This window comes from Ornithinibacillus proteolyticus (genome assembly GCF_039581225.1).
GTDB classification, from domain to species: Bacteria; Bacillota; Bacilli; order Bacillales; family Amphibacillaceae; genus Ornithinibacillus; species Ornithinibacillus massiliensis.
The window spans coordinates 36,189-53,250 of the sequence record NZ_JBCPXV010000010.1 but is presented as its reverse complement, the minus strand read 5'-3'; the positions used below and the strand labels follow the sequence as shown (position 1 = coordinate 53,250).

17 protein-coding genes are annotated in these 17,062 nt (G+C 39.4%); 9 read left to right on the top strand and 8 right to left on the bottom strand.

The window, feature by feature from the left end; genetic code table 11:
• Both AAIB49_RS06910 and AAIB49_RS06905 read right to left on the bottom strand, forming a co-directional pair.
• Complete coding sequence (locus AAIB49_RS06910; RefSeq protein ID WP_343457617.1) at window positions 1–114, bottom strand: C39 family peptidase; 114 nt, start codon at window positions 112–114, stop codon at window positions 1–3.
• Window positions 115–175: 61 nt separating this feature from the next.
• Window positions 176–658, bottom strand: a complete 483-nt coding sequence (locus tag AAIB49_RS06905; RefSeq protein ID WP_343457595.1) for a peptidoglycan-binding domain-containing protein — start codon at window positions 656–658, stop codon at window positions 176–178.
• A gap of 240 nt (window positions 659–898) precedes the next feature.
• On the opposite strand from AAIB49_RS06905, the gene AAIB49_RS06900 reads away from it, so the two are divergent.
• Window positions 899–1,228 (top strand): hypothetical protein, encoded by a 330-nt coding sequence (locus AAIB49_RS06900; protein ID WP_339213480.1) that lies wholly within the window; start codon window positions 899–901, stop codon window positions 1,226–1,228.
• 205 nt (window positions 1,229–1,433) lie between these two features.
• Here the strand turns inward: AAIB49_RS06900 and AAIB49_RS06895 are convergent, their stop codons facing one another.
• From AAIB49_RS06895 to AAIB49_RS06880, 4 genes are all read right to left on the bottom strand, one after another.
• Complete coding sequence (locus AAIB49_RS06895) at window positions 1,434–2,198, bottom strand: LamB/YcsF family protein (protein ID WP_339213481.1); 765 nt, start codon at window positions 2,196–2,198, stop codon at window positions 1,434–1,436.
• On the bottom strand, window positions 2,179–3,189 hold the full coding sequence (locus AAIB49_RS06890) for a 5-oxoprolinase subunit C family protein (protein WP_343457594.1): 1,011 nt from the start codon (window positions 3,187–3,189) through the stop codon (window positions 2,179–2,181). The genes AAIB49_RS06895 and AAIB49_RS06890 overlap by 20 nt, the downstream gene beginning before the upstream one ends.
• Window positions 3,143–3,850 carry a 5-oxoprolinase subunit PxpB gene (pxpB, locus tag AAIB49_RS06885; RefSeq protein WP_343457593.1) on the bottom strand — a complete coding sequence of 236 codons (708 nt, stop codon included), beginning with the start codon at window positions 3,848–3,850 and terminating at the stop codon, window positions 3,143–3,145. Before pxpB ends, AAIB49_RS06890 begins: the two co-directional genes overlap by 47 nt.
• Before the next feature lie 555 nt (window positions 3,851–4,405).
• Complete coding sequence (locus AAIB49_RS06880) at window positions 4,406–5,374, bottom strand: sugar phosphate isomerase/epimerase family protein (protein ID WP_343457592.1); 969 nt, start codon at window positions 5,372–5,374, stop codon at window positions 4,406–4,408.
• Between the two features lie 172 nt (window positions 5,375–5,546).
• On the opposite strand from AAIB49_RS06880, the gene AAIB49_RS06875 reads away from it, so the two are divergent.
• From AAIB49_RS06875 to AAIB49_RS06840, 8 genes are all read left to right on the top strand, one after another.
• Window positions 5,547–6,533, top strand: a complete 987-nt coding sequence (locus AAIB49_RS06875; protein ID WP_211742545.1) for a LacI family DNA-binding transcriptional regulator — start codon at window positions 5,547–5,549, stop codon at window positions 6,531–6,533.
• Window positions 6,534–6,569: 36 nt separating this feature from the next.
• A complete protein-coding gene (locus AAIB49_RS06870; protein WP_186870717.1) occupies window positions 6,570–7,577 on the top strand; it encodes a Gfo/Idh/MocA family protein in 1,008 nt (335 codons plus the stop codon).
• A gap of 86 nt (window positions 7,578–7,663) precedes the next feature.
• A complete protein-coding gene (locus AAIB49_RS06865; protein WP_343457591.1) occupies window positions 7,664–8,647 on the top strand; it encodes a Gfo/Idh/MocA family protein in 984 nt (327 codons plus the stop codon).
• Between the two features lie 46 nt (window positions 8,648–8,693).
• Window positions 8,694–9,656 carry an ABC transporter substrate-binding protein gene (locus tag AAIB49_RS06860; protein WP_211742547.1) on the top strand — a complete coding sequence of 321 codons (963 nt, stop codon included), beginning with the start codon at window positions 8,694–8,696 and terminating at the stop codon, window positions 9,654–9,656.
• Window positions 9,657–10,036: 380 nt separating this feature from the next.
• Window positions 10,037–11,557 carry a sugar ABC transporter ATP-binding protein gene (locus AAIB49_RS06855; RefSeq protein WP_343457590.1) on the top strand — a complete coding sequence of 507 codons (1,521 nt, stop codon included), beginning with the start codon at window positions 10,037–10,039 and terminating at the stop codon, window positions 11,555–11,557.
• Complete coding sequence (locus AAIB49_RS06850) at window positions 11,554–12,627, top strand: ABC transporter permease (protein WP_186870721.1); 1,074 nt, start codon at window positions 11,554–11,556, stop codon at window positions 12,625–12,627. The genes AAIB49_RS06855 and AAIB49_RS06850 overlap by 4 nt, the downstream gene beginning before the upstream one ends.
• 53 nt (window positions 12,628–12,680) lie before the next feature.
• Entirely contained in the window at window positions 12,681–13,349 is a 669-nt protein-coding gene (locus AAIB49_RS06845; RefSeq protein ID WP_186870722.1) for a hypothetical protein, read from the top strand.
• 5 nt (window positions 13,350–13,354) lie between these two features.
• Window positions 13,355–14,329 carry a Gfo/Idh/MocA family protein gene (locus tag AAIB49_RS06840; protein WP_186870723.1) on the top strand — a complete coding sequence of 325 codons (975 nt, stop codon included), beginning with the start codon at window positions 13,355–13,357 and terminating at the stop codon, window positions 14,327–14,329.
• 314 nt (window positions 14,330–14,643) lie between these two features.
• On the opposite strand, the gene AAIB49_RS06835 is transcribed toward AAIB49_RS06840, so the two are convergent.
• A complete protein-coding gene (locus tag AAIB49_RS06835) occupies window positions 14,644–15,819 on the bottom strand; it encodes an amidohydrolase (protein WP_343457589.1) in 1,176 nt (391 codons plus the stop codon).
• Entirely contained in the window at window positions 15,812–17,050 is a 1,239-nt protein-coding gene (locus AAIB49_RS06830) for a Zn-dependent hydrolase (RefSeq protein ID WP_343457588.1), read from the bottom strand. The genes AAIB49_RS06835 and AAIB49_RS06830 overlap by 8 nt, the downstream gene beginning before the upstream one ends.
• Window positions 17,051–17,062: the final 12 nt, after the last annotated feature.

Sequence of the window (17,062 nt, the reverse complement as noted above, 5' to 3'; positions counted from 1 at the left end):
CTACCCTCTCCATCTCGCCATGTTCGTTTTGGATACTTGATAATCATAATAGTTTAGTACACTTGTTAAGGAAGTTATCTCGCACCCATTTGGTAATTCTGGTTTTTGCATGATGGTAGGAACTGGAATGTATACTTCCTGTGCTTTCGCTTCGTTTTTCTTCTTTTCTTCTAATCTATTTTTTTGCTTCTAGTTCTGCTAAATTGCTAGGTTCCAAGGATTGTAGTTTGTTATAGGTAGTCTCATCCACTATTCCATTAGGTTCGAGTTGTACGTGGGACTGAAAGCTTTTCACAGCTTTTTCTGTTTGGGGATTAAGATTAACGTCTGCAAGAATGTCGTAGCCAAATTTTTGAAGTAGAATTTGTATCTCTTTAACATTTATTCCAGAATCCCTGAGTTTAATGGGGAGGAAAGGTTCGTTTTCCATATCTTGTTCTGGAGAGATAGAACGATATAACGTATCATCTTTTGAAAATGCCTTTGCTGCTAAGGTCGCTTGACTTTCTGTATGTTCCGTAATTATGGTTGAATCATTACCTAATATGGTATCTTCATCAGATTGAAAAGTTGTCGCAGAGTCAATCTCGGGAAGTAATAATTGCACAGCGGCTATTACGATGATGACAATTACTATAATGGTAACCCACTTTTTCACTTGTCCGCATCCTTTCCATAAAGTATCCTGTATTTCTGCGAGTTAAAAATACGCAAAATTCCGTTTATTATAATTCTACCATATAATCGAATAGAAAATGACTTAAATGAGTTTCACTATCTAAACCGATATGACTTCAATTTGTTTTTTAAAGAATTACCTACACTTGATTTTAACCACTACAACAAAGTGTGGTAGAATAAAGAAAATAAAATAAACAGAAAATTTGAGGGGTATAGATTGGAAAAAGAAACGAATAACAGAGGTCCATGGACGATAGTTGCAGTGCTATCCGTCATCTTAGTTGTGGGCTTACTTTTAAATCAACCAATGAATCGAGACAAGGCAATTGAAAAGGCAAAAGAATTCGCACCTGCTGAATTTGAAGAAGTTATCTCAGCCCAATTCATTCCTATAAATGAGAATCAGCTAGGAGCGGAATTATGGGAAATTCAGTTGGGGAATGATGACAACCAAAAGGCCATTTTAACAATTAATGCGCAAAGCGAAAAATTAGTTGAAGGTAAAATAATTGATGGCGATACTGGAGAAGTATTGGACGAGTTTTAGTGTGGTGAGTGAAAGTAGCTATGAAATCCTAGGGTGGTATAGATTTAGGATTTCATAGCTGTTTTTGTTGAATGTAAGGTATTATTATTATCCAACTAACTAATCATCCTTATAAATTTCAAAATTTAGATGTATATGTATAACCTTACGATATTATAAAGACCTTGAATTCTCATAGAAACGGGCTATTAAGTTGAATTTTTCATTAGTTAGAAGAAGCAATCATTATCTGATTCCCTTCCAGTTTTTCCCGGATTACGCGAATCATCTCCACAGCAGATGGTGTATCACCATGTACACAAATTGTTTGTCCTTCTACTGATATTTTCTCACCAGTAATAGTCGTAATATGGTTCTCCGTCACCATTTTTAACACATTCATGGCAACTTGATGTGGGTCTGTTATTACCGATCCTACGTGGCTTCTTGGTACTAACGTTAGATCCTTGTTATAGGCTCTATCCGCAAATAACTCTAATACGATAGGCTGTCCCTTTTCGTTGGCTACTTTTTCTAATTCTGAGTTTGGTTTAACATATATAGGGAGCTCGGGATTAATAGATTGGACAGCATCGATAATGGATGTTGCAATCATTGTATCTGTATCTGCCATGTTGTTTAAGTTGCCATGTGGCTTTACATGCTGCATGGTTACGCCATGCTTTCGGCAAAAGATATCAAGTGCCCCAATTTGATAGATAATCAGATTAGTTAATGTCTTAGACGGTATATCCATGTTCCAACGGCCAAATCCGAGTAGATTTGGAAATCCAGGATGTGCTCCGATACCGACATTATATTTCTTTGCCATTGCAACGGTATGGTCCATTACATCGGGGTCACCACCATGGTATCCACAGGCGATGTTTACAGAGGATACGAGCTTAATTACGTCATCATCATTTCCTAATTGATAGGCACCAAAGCCTTCTCCCATGTCACAGTTTAGATCAATCTGTCTTCTTTGCATGGTAAACCTCCTTTTTAGTATTGCTTGCTTTTAGAAGTTGGAACAGTCTTTCTTGTTCACGAAGTATCGCGTGTGCTTCCGTTAGCGTAACACATTCAAACGTAATTCGGTCCTTAGGTCTAAGCTGTGCTACCTTAGGAAAATCTGCCGTGATGACTCCGGCAATTTTCGTATAGCCGCCTACACTTTGTCTACCTACTTGGAAAAGAATGGGTTGGCCATTTTGTGGAACTTGTATGGCTCCATGGAACATTCCTTCTGAAACAATATCAGCGCTTTTTCTGTGCTCGATAACTGGTCCCTCCAAACGACAAGCCATACGATCAGATGCTATTGATACTGTATATTCAGAGGAGAGAAACGTATTGATACCCCTCGTAGTAAATGCATCATCCTGAGGGCCAAGTACAACCCGTACCTTGATATGGTTGGGATATTCCGGAATTAGGCTTGGCAGTAATCTTCTTCTAATAGGACAGTTAGACGATCGGGGAAAGGTTTTAATGATGTCGCCTTTTCTTAAGGCTCTTCCTTCTATCCCGCCTATCGCGCCAATTATATCAGTCGCTCTACTGCCCATTACCATTTCGGCGTTAATACCTCCAGCCACCGCAACATATGCCCGGCATCCGGATAAACTTCCATTAAATTTCAGTATATCGCCTGCTTGAATAGGGAATGAAGTCCACATCGGCGCGGGTTGGTTATTTACTTCGGGTTGTAGATTACCACCGGTGATGGCGATGATCATATTATTCCGTGCCTTTAATTGTAAGCCGACTAGCGTTGTTTCTATTGTTGCCTCCTGTACGCTGTTTCCAACGAGAAGATTGGCTATTCGATGTGCATAGGAATCCGCGGCGCCGGAGACTGCAAGACCATATTTTTGATAGCCTTTTCTACCTAAATCTTGTATGGTCGTGAGAAGACCGGGTTTCAATACTTCAAATATAGGAACCACCACCTTGCTGTTGGCGAATGAGTTGATCATATTCTTCCGTTGTAATTGCTTTAAATGTAACCCTATCACCAGGTGAGAGTAAAAAAGGATTATTTTTTTGTGGGTCATATAACGTTATCGGCGTATGGCCGATTAATCGCCAACCTCCTGGACTAATTACTGGGTAGATACCGGTTTGGTTGTTGGCAATCCCGACACTCCCTGCATGAATCCGTGCCCGTGGATTTTCTAGTCTAGGAGTTGCGATTTTACTAGATAAGCCACTTAAAAATGGAAACCCTGGTGTAAATCCTAAGAAGTTTACAGTATAGCTAGGCGTGGTGTGAATTCGAATCACTTCTTCTTCGGATAAATGATGGTAATGGGCTACGTCAGCTAAATCAGGACCAAGCGTTCCACCGTATAAGACAGGAATTTCGACTTGGTTAGTCTGTTCTCTTTTGGATAAGTCGATTTGCTGAAGGAGCTCTTTCAGTATTTGAAGCATGGACTCATAAGTAATTTTCATTGGATTATAGTGAACGAGTAGGCTGGAATAACCTAGAATTACCTCTTCCATTCCTACTACCTTTTTTTGTTCAACGAGCTCTGCAAGTTTTCGAACGGCTTTACTAGTTTCATTACGAATATGTTGTCGAGAGAAAGTAACTAGAATGGATTGATCTCCTGCGATGTTAAATGTGACATTCATGTGAAGCCCCCTTCTCCATTATACATGAAGTGAAAAAAATCACTCAATTTGAATGTGCTTCATAAAAATTCATAGTAGTGTTTGAATACATATTACTTTGCTTGATATGAAACCTATCCATGTATAGAAAATCCATGATGGCCAAGAGTTTATTTTAGTTCCGTCTAGTAGATCTACTAAATTGTAATAGTTAACAAAGAGTTTACAGAGGGTTTATATTCTACTAATAAATGGTATTTATAATATAAATTGTAGTAAGGATTACTCTTCATTAGTTGTTTTCTGGTTTATGATATATACCCCCTACTTAAGATAAAAGGACACGAACTGCTCACACCACTACGGCAGTTGGTGTCTTTTTATGTTTGGTTTAGTATGTGTGTACGGCGGATGGCTTTGGCATTTTTCGAACCATAGAAGATTTATTAAAGGAAAGAGCAGCGTAGAGATTTTTAAAAATACTGTAAGCTCACCAAACAGCCCACCGGTTTCCCCATGACTTCATGGGACTAGTAGGCTGTTCTCGTTTTTAATGAAAAGGTTGTTAGTAAGCTATTACGTCCACCACATATCTTCAATAGACTCTTTCACCATAACGGCTTTTAAGGTTTGGATGGCTTTTGTGAAGCCTTCTTCTATCGACATTAGTCCGTCTTCGTGTTCAATACTTACAACGTAATCATAGCTGTAAAGGCGAAGTGTGCTAATCATATCAGCCCATTCTTTTCCGTCATGACCGAATCCTACTGTACGAAAATACCATGCACGATTTTGCAAGTCAGAATAGGGGGTCATATCGGTTAAGCCATTTTTGTTCGTATTCGGTTGGTCGATAATCGTATCCTTGGCATGGAAGTGATGAATAGCATTTTCCCTACCAAGTATTTTAATGGCCTCAATTGGGTCAATGCCTTGCCACCACATATGACTTGGGTCCAGATTTGCTCCAATGGCCGGTCCACATGCTTCTCGTAGTCGTAATAGTGTTGCAGGTGTATGTACAGAAAATCCCCCGTGGAGTTCAAGACCAATTTTTACATGATGCTTCTCGGCAAAGGCTGCTTTTTCCTTCCAATAAGGAATGAGCTTTTGTTCCCATTGCCACGTTAAAATTTCTTGAAAGTCATTTGGCCACGGTGCTACTGGCCAGTTTGGGTATTTTGCATCTTCATGGTCCCCTGGACAGCCTGAGAAGGTATTGACTACTGGAATACCTAGTTGGCTAGCTAGTTTAATTGTTTTTGTCAGTGTTTCATCTGCTTCTTTTGCGATCTGTTTTTGTGGGTGAAGTGGGTTACCATGACAACTTAAAGCGCTTACAATCAATCCGCGATCATTAATCTTATTTAGAAAATCCGCTTGCTTCTCTTGGTCATCTAGTAGTTCATCTAATGAGCAGTGAGCATTTCCTGGGTATCCACCTGTACCTAACTCGACTGCTTCGATTCCTTTTGCGACAACATAATCTAACATATCTTCAAGACTTTTATCGGAAAATAGTACGGTAAAGACGCCTAACTTCATGTAAAAAACCTCCTAAAAATGTAATCCGTTACATTCATTATACATAAAAGTAATCAAAATCAATATAATTTTATAAAAAAATAGTCAATTCATTATTGACAAACAATTCTTATAACTCTACAATCAAATTGTAATCGATTACATTTAGAATGAACTGAAAGTAGGAATCATCATGGCAAATATACATCAAATCGCCGAGCGGGCAGGTGTTTCTGTTGCAACGGTGTCCAGGGTATTAAATAATGCACCTACCGTATCACCAAAAACTAGAAGTAAAGTGGAGAGCGCGATCAAAGAATTAAATTATCAACCGAGCATGCTAGGAAGGAATTTACGAAATTCAGAGAGTCGTCTTATCTTAGTATTATTACCGACCTTCTCTAATCCATTTTATTCCGAAATTATTAACGGCATTCAAGATACGGTGATTGCTAAAGGGTATAATATTCTGTTATGTGAAACAGATTCAAGACCAGAGCGAGAAAATATTTACTTTAATATGGTAAAGAACAAGCTTGCTGATGGTGTAATTTCGATGGATCCAACCATCAATATGAAAAAACTAAAAGAATTAGCGGAAAGCCATCCCGTCATCCTTTGTAGTGAATATGAAGAGGGTGGTTGTATTCCATATGTGACCGTTGATAGTGAGCTAGCTGCTTATCAAGCGGTAAAGCATTTAATTCAGCTTGGCAATGAAAAGATTGCGCTAATCAATTCGGATGAAAAATTTCTCTATGCTCGACAACGACGTGCAGGATTCGAGCGAGCGTTAAAGGAATTTAGTTTACCAATTCGTGAGGAATGGATATATCATACGAAGGGATTAGATTTTCAGCATGGTGTTCATGCGATGCGCATGCTACTTCAACAAGAAGAAAAACCGACTGCAGTGTTTGCGGTTTCTGATACATTGGCTATAGGCGCATTGAAGGCAATCAATATGGAATTGAGAGCGATGGAGCCAATTGCAGTTGTCGGTTTTGATAATATTAGTTTTTCAAGTATGACGAACCCGACTCTAACAACGGTATCCCAGCCAATGTATAACATGGGCTGTACGGCAGCAGATATGCTGTTGAATAGTATGAAGGGGGAGCGGGTGGAAAATATCGTATTGGATCATGAATTAATTATTCGTGAATCCACGATGGGATAGTACCAGTGATTTTCACCAAAGAGGGAGGTTTTGCTGATGGGGTTTAATGTAGGTATCATCGGATGCGGATCTATTACAAGGTTCCGACATGCTCCAGAATATAAAGCGAATCCACATGTGGAGGAGATTGTTTTTTATGATCGAAATATCGAGCGTGCAGAGAGTCTTGCTTTAGCGTTTGGCGGGCGGGTTGCAACGAGTTTAGAGGAGCTGTTAAATGATCCTTCCATCGTTGCTATTAGTGATTGCTCCTCTAATGAAGCCCATCACATTCATACCACTAAAGCGCTTTTGCAGGGCAAGCATGTATTGTGTGAAAAGCCACTAGCTATAAGTGTGGCACATGCAGAAGAAATTGTCGAAGCAGAGAAAACGTCAGGAAAAATCCTCATGCTTGATCATAATCAACGGTTTACTAAGGCACATATAAAAGCAAAAGAAATCATTGCCAATAAAGAATTGGGTGAGGTCTTAACATTTAAAACTACCTTCGGACATGAGGGGCCAGAAAGCTGGGGCGTTACGAAATCGAATGCAACCTGGTTTTTCCAAAAGGATCGTTCCTATTCTGGGGTTGCAGGTGATTTAGGGATTCATAAGATTGACCTCATTCATTGGCTACTTGATGATGAAATTGTAGATGTAAAATCCTTTTCCGGTTCACTTGATAAAGTAGATGAGAATGGAAATCCTATCGAGGTTCCAGATAATGTTGTTTGTGCGCTAAAAACGAAACAAGGTAGGCTTGGGACGGCCACTTTTTCTTGGACCTATTATGGAGTAGAGGATAATTCCACAACGATTTACTGTCAAAAAGGAATAATTAAACTCTATCACGACCCCAATGCACAGCTGATTGTAGAAATGCGTGATGGAACGGTTGTGAAATATGAAATGGAGCAGCTACAAACCAATGATAATCAAACTAGTACGGGTGTCATTGATGCATTCATTGATTGTATTGTAAATGAGAAAGCTTCCCCTGTTACGAGTCGAGAGGCGATTGCATCATTGAAGGTAATTGAAAAAATACTTCAAGGATAAAATTCCCTTACTATTGTAATGGATTACATACAGAATAAAAATCCTTCATCAGTCATCAAAAAAACTAGATTGAAAGAGTGAAGGCAATGAAGAGAGTAGCCCTTGTAGGACTAGGGTTTATTGGAAAAAGTCATCTTGAGGCTTATCGGCAAATGGAGAATGTAAAGGTTGCCGCTATTTGTATAAAACATAAACATGATGCGAAAGCGTGCTCATCAATTCCTTTCGTTTCAGATTACGATGCGTTATTAAATGATGAATCTATCGATGTGATAGATTTATGCGTGCCTACGTATTTACATGAAGAGTTTATCATAAAAGCAGCACAAGCAAAGAAGCATATTATTTGTGAGAAACCACTAACTCTCACAAAGGCCAGTGCAGATCGCATTTATGAGGAAGTTCAGCAACATGGTGTGCGATTATTTGTTGGGCAGGTGCTGAGATTTTGGCCTGAGTATCAAACAATTAAGGATTATCAGGGAAAAAAGTATGTAGATCATGTGGAGATTGTTCACGCTAGGCGTCTAGGGCAATTGCCTTCATGGAGTACATGGTTCCAACATCCAGAAAAAAGTGGTGGCGCTTTATACGATTTACATTTACATGATATCGATTTCGTTTATTACTTGCTTGGCGAAGTTGACAGCGTGTACGCAGTAGGAACACAGAATCCGTTTGGTGCATGGAATCATATAATGACAACGCTTTCTTTTAAAGGTGGAGCAAAGGCATTTATCGAAGCGTCTCATCGAATGCCAGAAGGTTACCCATTTACAATGGCTTTTCGCATTCAAGGGAGCAAGCAAACAATCGATTTCGAACTGAAGGCTTCAGAGAATATTGATCAGATTAAAGGAAGCAACTTTACTGTTTATGATGAAGGAAGTAAAACAGATATCCTAATTCAACAAGAAAATGCGTTCCAAGCAGAGCTTCGTTATTTTATAGATTGCATAGAAAATAATCAAGTAAATAGCATGGTTCCGTTAGCAGATGTTTTATATGTCATAAGGCTTCTAGAGGCAGTAGAGACATCACTGAAGACGAATCAAGTAGTAAAGGTTTGATAAACATTGGTTTCATTATTTTTACTATATTTTAGGGGGTTAGGAAATGAGAAAGTTTGTGAAGGTGTTTATTTTACTTGTGCTAGTCATAGTGCCAGTGCTTGCTGCCTGTGGAGCTGACAATACGTCAGGGGATGAGGGTACTGGCGATAAGTACAAAGTCGGTATTCTTGCACCTGCTGTTACACACGGTTGGGTAGCGGCTGTAGCTTATCATGCAGAAAATCGTGCGAAAGAATTATCTGATGAAATAGAGTATCAAATTTATACGAGTAGTGACGCATCAGAAATGACTTCCCAATTAGATGATCTTATTACATGGGGAGCTGAGGCAATAGTAGCTTTCCCACAATGGGAAGGAATGGAAGTTCCGATTCAACGTGCATTAGATGAAGGAATAAAAGTAGTGAATTTCGATATCGTCATTGATGTGGATGATGTCTATCGTGTTGCAGGTGATAACTATGATATGGGTGTGCAAGGTGCTAACTATATTGTAGATAAGATTGGAACGGAAGGTGAAGTTGTTATTCTAGAAGTGCCTTCATCTGGTTCTGTATCTGAACTAAGAACAGGAGGATTTCTGGACACTATCGAAGAGATTGCACCAGATATAAACCTGCATACGTATGCGACACAATTTACGAGAGAAGATGGTTTGAAGGATTTTGCTGATATTCTAACAAGCTTAAATCATATTGATGCCGTGTTCTCGTTAGATGATGAGACTTCGATTGGTGTATTACAGGCAATTGATGAGGCTGGTAGATCGGATATCCAAGTAGTAACAGGTGGTGGTGGCATGCAAGAGTATTTTAACATGATGCCAGAGAATGAGGACATTTGGATTCAATCTGCGCTTTATAGCCCGGCGATGGTTCAGGATGCAGTGGATACAGCAGTTAAGATATTAAAGGGTGAGGATGTAGAGAAGGAGACAATTATTCCTACTACTGTAGTAGATCGGGATAATTATGAAGAGTTTCTGGATGCAGAGTCTCCTTATTAAAATGTTGTCTGGTACACTTGCGATTTGGGATTTAATTTATCTAACGTGATGAAATAAGTGAACAAGAAGAGGCTGGAAAGCAGCAGGTAGATGAAAGGAAAACCCTAACGCTTAAGTTAGTATTCGTAATAGTTATCGGATATATATTGGACTATCGACTGGTAAGGATCACCATGCATTATTTTCAGTGGTAACGATATATTTTCCAGAGTTGGGGTATAAATTTGGATTTTGCATTTCATTTAGCACACTTCCATCCTCTTCTTTCTAATTGGTCCATTTTCTTACTTGGTATGAAAAAGCTAGACCGGATAAATGAAGACTTTTATTTATAGTTTCTTTTTATAGCTTTTTTTATAAAATTACTTGGAAGTGATGGCATGAGAATTGAGATGAAAAATATAGTTAAATCCTTCGGAAGTAATGATGTGTTGAAGGAAGTTTCCTTCTCGTTAAAGGGGGGAGAGATTTGTGCATTGCTTGGTGAGAATGGGGCTGGTAAGTCGACGTTGATGAATATCCTTGGTGGTATTATTCCGATGGATGCCGGAACTATACTGGTGGATGGCGAGGAGATAGCATTCCATTCGCCTGTCGATTCTATGGAAGCGGGAATTGCTTTTATTCATCAGGAATTAAATCTTATCAATGATTTACCTGTCTATGAAAATATGTTTCTTGGGCGAGAATTAAGGACGAAGCATGGAAGTTTAGACTTAAATCAGATGTATGACCGAACAAACGAGATGTTTAACAAAATGAATGTGGATCTAGATCCTGGGAAGATGGTAGGGGAGCTAGATGCGTCTTATAAGCAAATCGTTGAAATTTGCAGAGCTATGATGATGAATGCCTCTATTATTATCATGGATGAGCCTACTACATCCTTAACAGAATCTGAAATTGAAAGAGTCTTTGGGATGATGAGAACACTCGCAGAACACGGTGTTGGCATTATTTTTATATCTCATAAATTAAATGAAGTAATGGAAATTTGTAATCGTTATGTTGTGTTAAGAGATGGAAAATTGGTATCTGAAGGTACTGTAAAAAATGTTACGAAAAACGAATTAGCTAGCTTTATGGTTGGCTTTGATGTGCGGACAGAATCATTAAGAAGAGATAAGGATAAAGAAGAAATAGGGGAAGAGGTGTTGCGAATTGAAGCTTTAACAGAGGAACACCACTTTCGCGATATAAGCTTTTCGATACATGCTGGTGAAATAGTAGGAGTAACAGGTCTTCTTGGTGATGGGCGAAGTGAATTATTTCAAGCTATCTTTGGGGCTGAACAGTATACGTTAGGAAAAATATTTTTGAATGGAGAGGAAGTAACCATTCGTAGTACATATCAAGCAATTAAACAAGGAATTGCCTATCTTCCAAGAAATCGGAAGGAGAACGCGATTATAAAGGATATGGATATTCTTGAAAATGCATCGATTGTTACGTGGCCTAAGTTTGCGAAGCGGGGTGTGATCAATCGAGCAAGACATAAACAAATGTTTGAAGGCCACCGAGATAATCTGAGGATTAAAATGGACCAATTAACCGATAGTATTACAAGCCTTTCAGGAGGGAATCAGCAGAAAGTCGTCCTGTCGAAATGGCTCGCTGCCAATCCTAAGGTTCTTATATTGGATAATCCGACACAAGGAGTAGATGTAGGGGCCAAGGAGGATATTTACGATATTATTTTAAAACTAGCGGAAGAAAATATTGCAGTCATCGTTTTATCTAGTGAAGCACAAGAGATTATTCGTGTATGTGATCGAGCATTGGTTATGTATCATGGCGTAATTCAAGGGGAAGTCACAGGTGATGAAATGAATGAACATACCATTATGAGGCTGGCTACAGGCGGGAAGCTTGAGGAAGTAAAGGGGGTACATCCGAAATGAAACCAGAAATGGAACCTAAGGTAGATAGTACAGGGGATATAACAGAGAATAGAACATTCATTAGATGGATTAAGTGGAAATGGAAGAACGATCCGTTATTTAGTATTCTTATTGCCCTTATTATTATGGTTATATTACAAACATTGACACTTGGATTTGACTATAATTCCTTCGGTGAATGGTTCCAAGCTTGGACGAATAACTGGATAAATATTCTACGCAATAATGCAGGTGTTGGAATTGTTGCGTTAGGGATGACCTTTGTCATTATGACAGGGGGAATTGATCTATCAGTTGGTTCTACTTTAGTTATTACAGGTGCTTTTGCTATGTATTTATTAGATACTGGGGCACAGGGAATTCTTAGTTCAGTTGGTATCACTGGAGTTCCGGCTATTATACTAACCGTTGTTCTCGTGATGGCTTTTGGCTATTTATTAGGCACTTTAATCGGTGTTACCATTACAAAGGGAATGGTTCCGCCATTTATTGCTACATTGGGTGCGATGATGATTTTTCGAAGTGTTACCCAGCATTTTGCCCAAGGATATAATACAACCGTTCCAACAGAATTTTTACAGATTTCAAGTTTTAAGATTGGTAATTATATGATTATGCCAATTGTTTATTGGATTATTATTGCGGCAATTCTCTATTACGTATCGAAGCGGACTATATTCGGGCGGCAGATTATTGCGGTTGGGTCTAATGAACGGGCAGCTAAGCTATCTGGTGTTAATGTGAATAAGGTGAAGCTTCGTGTTTATAGCCTAATGGGGCTTCTCGTATCGATTGCTGCGATTATTCAAGTATCTCGTATCGGTTCGATGGACTTCTCTAATGCGGGGAGAGGGATGGAAATGGATGCAATTGCTGCAGCGGTTGTTGGTGGCACAAATATGCTTGGAGGAAGAGGGTTTATTCTTGGGACAGTATATGGAATGCTGATTATTGCTGTTATGAATAATTTATTAAATCTATTTGGTGTACCACCTTATTTAAGAGAAGCATTTAAAGGTGTCATTGTCATCGTTGCGGTTCTGTTGCAGCGGAAACAGAAAGCGGCTTAAATTGGGACAGGATGGTTTCCTGTTCCTTTTCATGTGGGATAGGAGGAGTTTTTATGGTGAAAGTTGTTATAGCAAATTTAAAAAAGGTTCAATTGGATAGAGAAGTTGTTCGTTCGCTAGATGGCGTTAGTGATCAAGCAGTATTAATGGATTGGCATGACGTTTCATGGGACGAATTGGGAGAGCATGATGTATTTGTTCCAGCTAGCTTGCTAGATTCGATTGTAAATGATCAAGCATTTATTTATCATGAGCTTAGTTTATATCCATTTTTCCAAGAAATAAAAGCGAGAATAATAGAGGATGGAAGTCCTTCTGGTGTGTTTCGATTTAGGCGAGTGGTAGATGAAGCAGTAAACAGTGCTATTATTACGAGTGATTTATGTGTACTGGAATCTATCTTTGGTCAGCCAGGAAATCTTGTATTGAAGCGTAGCAATGAAGATGTTGTACCACATCATGTTATTTTGATGGTTCAATATAAAAAGGTAATCGCTCATATTGAATATACATTCTCTGGTGATGAATCTATTCAAATAGAATGGAGTGGTGCTTTGAAGATGATAGAATTTCATAGTGATGAACGAACATCATTGAAACCTGGGGGGAATAAGTTACCTCTTTCGTATCGGATAGATTCTATTTTAACTCACTCCAAGAAGTACGAGTTAGTGATAGGGACATTTAATACTTATCAGAAGCAGATTGAAATGGGGGGATAGGAATCATGAAAATAGGAATCATGAGTTTTGCTCATATGCATGCCTTTCGTTATGCAGACTGCCTTAGAAGTTTAAAAAATGTAGAACTAGTCGGGATATGGGATGATAATATCTCTCGTGGGAAGGAGGTAGCCGCTAACTATAAGACAATGCATTATATCGATCAAGATGCCTTCCTTGCACTCGATATGGAGGCTGTCATTATTTGTAGTGAAAATGTACGTCATAAAGAGATGGTGCTAAAGGCAGCGGCTTGCGGGAAGCATATTTTATGTGAAAAACCAATTGCTACGAATCTAGATGATGCAAAAGAGATGATAAAAGTATGCGAGGAGAATGGCGTTATATTGCAAATAGCTTTTCCTGTACGATTTAGTGAACCTATCATTCATTTAAAGGAGCTAATTGATGCAGGAGTACTAGGTGATATTGTGGCTTTTCGCACCACAAATCGTGGTCAAAATCCAGGGGGATGGTTTATTGATAACGCGTTAAGTGGAGGGGGAGCGGTATTAGACCATACCGTACATATGATTGATATTATGCGCTGGTTCCTAGGGAAGGAAGTGGTAGAGGTTAATGCGTTAGTAGATACGTATTTTAATAACATTAATATGGATGATGCGGGTTTACTTACATTGGAGTTTGAAAATGGTGTCATCGCCTCACATGATGCAAGCTGGTCAAGACTTCGTGAATATCCGATATGGGGAGATGCAACAATCGAAGTTATTGGTACTAAACAGACAGTGAGTGCGGATGCCTTTGGGGAATATTTCCGTCTATATACAAATGATCGTAAACCACTAACCTATGTTTTATATGGTAGTGATATGGATTTAGCCTTAATCAAAGATTTTGTGGCATGTGTTGAAACTGGTCGGGAGCCGTTTATCACTGGGGATGATGGACTGAAAGCATTAGAGGTTGCATTAGGGGCATATGAATCTAGTAGGAAGGGGATGCGAGTAAGGATTTAAATAGTCGTTTGATTAAAAACTGTTTGTGGAGTAGGCGGAATGATTGATAGAAGTGTTCAATCGATTAAAACAATCTGGGATATTAGAGATATTGATTAATAAAAGCAGTTAATTATTCAAAGTCGAGAGGGAGTGGAGAGAATTGATTAATAGTAGTATTAAACTATCCAAACCTAAAAGCAAGACCAGATAAAATGGGGTTGTCAAATGAATAGTGTAAGTTTTAATACACACTTTCTTTCAATCTACCAAAAAAACAGGTCAGCCCTACCTCATTTCAGGTGAACTGACCGTGTGATGTATGCTATGCATTACTATTTATTTAAATACCCCCATGCATACTGAGCATAAAGCTCTGCCCCTACGACAAGGGCGTCTTCGTCGATATTGAATTTTCCATGATGATGCGCCCATTCGGTATCTTTTTCTGGATTGCCACTACCGACAAGTGCGAAGCAACCAGGTGCCTTTTCAAAATAATCGCTGAAATCTTCGCCACCCATGGTTGGCTTTTCGTGATACAATGCGTTTTCACCAAAAGCTTCATGTACGATGTTTTGCGTCAGCTTAGCACTTTCCTCCTCATTAATAACGGCTTGTGTTCCTCGGGTGTATTCTAGTTTTGCGGTTGCTCCGTATAAAGCGGCTACCTGATCTGCATAGTGCTGGAGCTGGCTTTCGATATGGTCTCGTACTTCGGGATCAAAGCATCGAACGGTTCCCTCGATTACGGCATTTTCGGCAATGACATTGAAGCGGGTGCCGACATCCATTTTTCCGATGGTCACGACAGCTGGTTGCTGTGTATCGATCGTTCTGGATACAATGCTTTGCACATTCATGACAAAGGAAGAGGCCACAATAGCCGTATCGACACAGGCATGAGGAAGTGCTCCGTGTCCACCTTTTCCTTTGAAGGTTACGTTAAATAAATCAGCAGAGGCAAAGGAAGGTCCTGGTGTACAGGATACTGTCCCTGTCGGCATTTGCGACCAAATGTGAATGCCAAAGACATTGTCTACATCATCGACAGCTCCCTGCTTAACGAATGCTTTCGCTCCTTCTGCTACTTCCTCAGCTGGTTGGAATAATAACCGTACATTGCCGGGCAGGTCGGCTTTTCTTTCATTTAACACCTTAGCTGCAATTAATAGCATAGCAGTATGGGCGTCATGACCGCAGGCGTGCATTTTTCCAGGGTACTTAGAAGCATATGGTAAATCTTGATTTAATTCTTCAACAGAAAGGGCGTCCATATCCCCTCTTAATGCTACGGTTTTTCCTGGTTTTCCCCCGTGAATAGTGGCAATTACACCAGTTGGCTCTGCTCTACGATAGGAGATTCCTAATTGATCGAGATAATCACAAACAAAATTGGTTGTATTGTATTCTTCCCAAGATAGTTCAGGTTCGCTATGAAGTTTCCTACGAAGGGTTGTTAATTCTTCCTTGTATTGTAAGGTGCCTTTTTTTATCGTTTCATTAATCATGATCTTCTACCTCCGTTAATTTCTTGGCAGTTTCAAAAAGAATTTCAACGGCTCTAGCAATATCCAAGGAGTCAGACCATTCTTCCGGGGTATGGCTAAGTCCATCTTTACTAGGAATGAATAGCATGCCCACATCGGTTACTTCTGCTAGTACCATTGCATCATGACCAGCTCCGCTATTAATGGAACAATAGGGAATCTCTAAATGACCGCTCGTTTGTTTTAATAGATTAACAATGGTCGGATTCATTACTTTAGGCTCCATATACAATTGTTGGGTAGCCGTAATTTGAATTCCATCCTCCTTATGGGATTCCATTAGGTTGTTCATTTTACGAATAACATTTTGGATATGCTCTTCTTTACCAGAACGTATATCTACGGTGAAGACGGTCTTTTTCGGGATGACATTTGAACCGTTTGGAAATACATTTAGTTTTCCAGTAGTTACCACGGTACCTTCACCTTCTTCGATTGCCAGATTAGGTAATTGGCTGATAATCTGTGCTGCTTTTACTAACGCATCAGCCCGGCGATTCATTGGAGTTGTCCCTGCATGGCCTGCTTGACCTTCTACTGTGATTTCAAATTGAGTTAGACCGACAATTGTTTCGACTACCCCGATTGGTATTTTCTTATCTTCTAATATAGGCCCTTGTTCAATATGCAATTCTAAGAAAGCTTTGATTGTTTTTGGATCTCTCTTTTTCGGAAGTGATGGATCAAGGCCGATTTCAGTCATTGCATCTACTGTAGTGACCCCATTAGAATCTGTTAGCTTATAAAATTCCTCTTCACTAAGTAAACCAGTGATTCCTCTGGAGCCCATTAATCCACCGCTAAATCTAGCACCTTCTTCCTCAATAAGGGCGATCACTTCTAGGGGATATTTAGGTTTAATGCCCTTTTCTTTAAACAAAGCAGCTACCTCAAGTCCAGCTACTACTCCTGCAGGCCCATCATAGGATCCACCATGTGGAACCGAATCAAAATGGGAACCGATTAGAACACTTGGTGCATCTTTTAACGTTCCTTCAAGTTTTCCAAAAATGTTACCTAGCCCATCTTCACGAACCTGTAATCCGTATTCCTTCATCTTTTCTTTTATATATTCCCGAGCTTGTTTGTCCTCCTGACTATATGTGAGTCTAGTTGTTCCTTGGCCAGGGGTTGCTGTGAATTTACTTAAGGTGTCGATATGTGCTTCAATACGTGCTTGTAGATTGTTCATGTTAATCTCTCC

Bases quoted from the DNA above. Each gene is read 5' to 3' on its own strand.
- AAIB49_RS06895 (WP_339213481.1), bottom strand. From the start codon at position 2,198: ATGCAAAGAAGACAGATTGATCTAAACTGTGACATGGGAGAAGGCTTT.
- AAIB49_RS06890 (WP_343457594.1), bottom strand. From the start codon at position 3,189: ATGATCAACTCATTCGCCAACAGCAAGGTGGTGGTTCCTATATTTGAA.
- pxpB (WP_343457593.1), bottom strand. From the start codon at position 3,850: ATGAATGTCACATTTAACATCGCAGGAGATCAATCCATTCTAGTTACT.
- AAIB49_RS06880 (WP_343457592.1), bottom strand. From the start codon at position 5,374: ATGAAGTTAGGCGTCTTTACCGTACTATTTTCCGATAAAAGTCTTGAA.
- AAIB49_RS06875 (WP_211742545.1), top strand. From the start codon at position 5,547: ATGGCAAATATACATCAAATCGCCGAGCGGGCAGGTGTTTCTGTTGCA.
- AAIB49_RS06870 (WP_186870717.1), top strand. From the start codon at position 6,570: ATGGGGTTTAATGTAGGTATCATCGGATGCGGATCTATTACAAGGTTC.
- AAIB49_RS06865 (WP_343457591.1), top strand. From the start codon at position 7,664: ATGAAGAGAGTAGCCCTTGTAGGACTAGGGTTTATTGGAAAAAGTCAT.
- AAIB49_RS06860 (WP_211742547.1), top strand. From the start codon at position 8,694: ATGAGAAAGTTTGTGAAGGTGTTTATTTTACTTGTGCTAGTCATAGTG.
- AAIB49_RS06855 (WP_343457590.1), top strand. From the start codon at position 10,037: ATGAGAATTGAGATGAAAAATATAGTTAAATCCTTCGGAAGTAATGAT.
- AAIB49_RS06850 (WP_186870721.1), top strand. From the start codon at position 11,554: ATGAAACCAGAAATGGAACCTAAGGTAGATAGTACAGGGGATATAACA.
- AAIB49_RS06845 (WP_186870722.1), top strand. From the start codon at position 12,681: ATGGTGAAAGTTGTTATAGCAAATTTAAAAAAGGTTCAATTGGATAGA.
- AAIB49_RS06840 (WP_186870723.1), top strand. From the start codon at position 13,355: ATGAAAATAGGAATCATGAGTTTTGCTCATATGCATGCCTTTCGTTAT.
- AAIB49_RS06835 (WP_343457589.1), bottom strand. From the start codon at position 15,819: ATGATTAATGAAACGATAAAAAAAGGCACCTTACAATACAAGGAAGAA.
- AAIB49_RS06830 (WP_343457588.1), bottom strand. From the start codon at position 17,050: ATGAACAATCTACAAGCACGTATTGAAGCACATATCGACACCTTAAGT.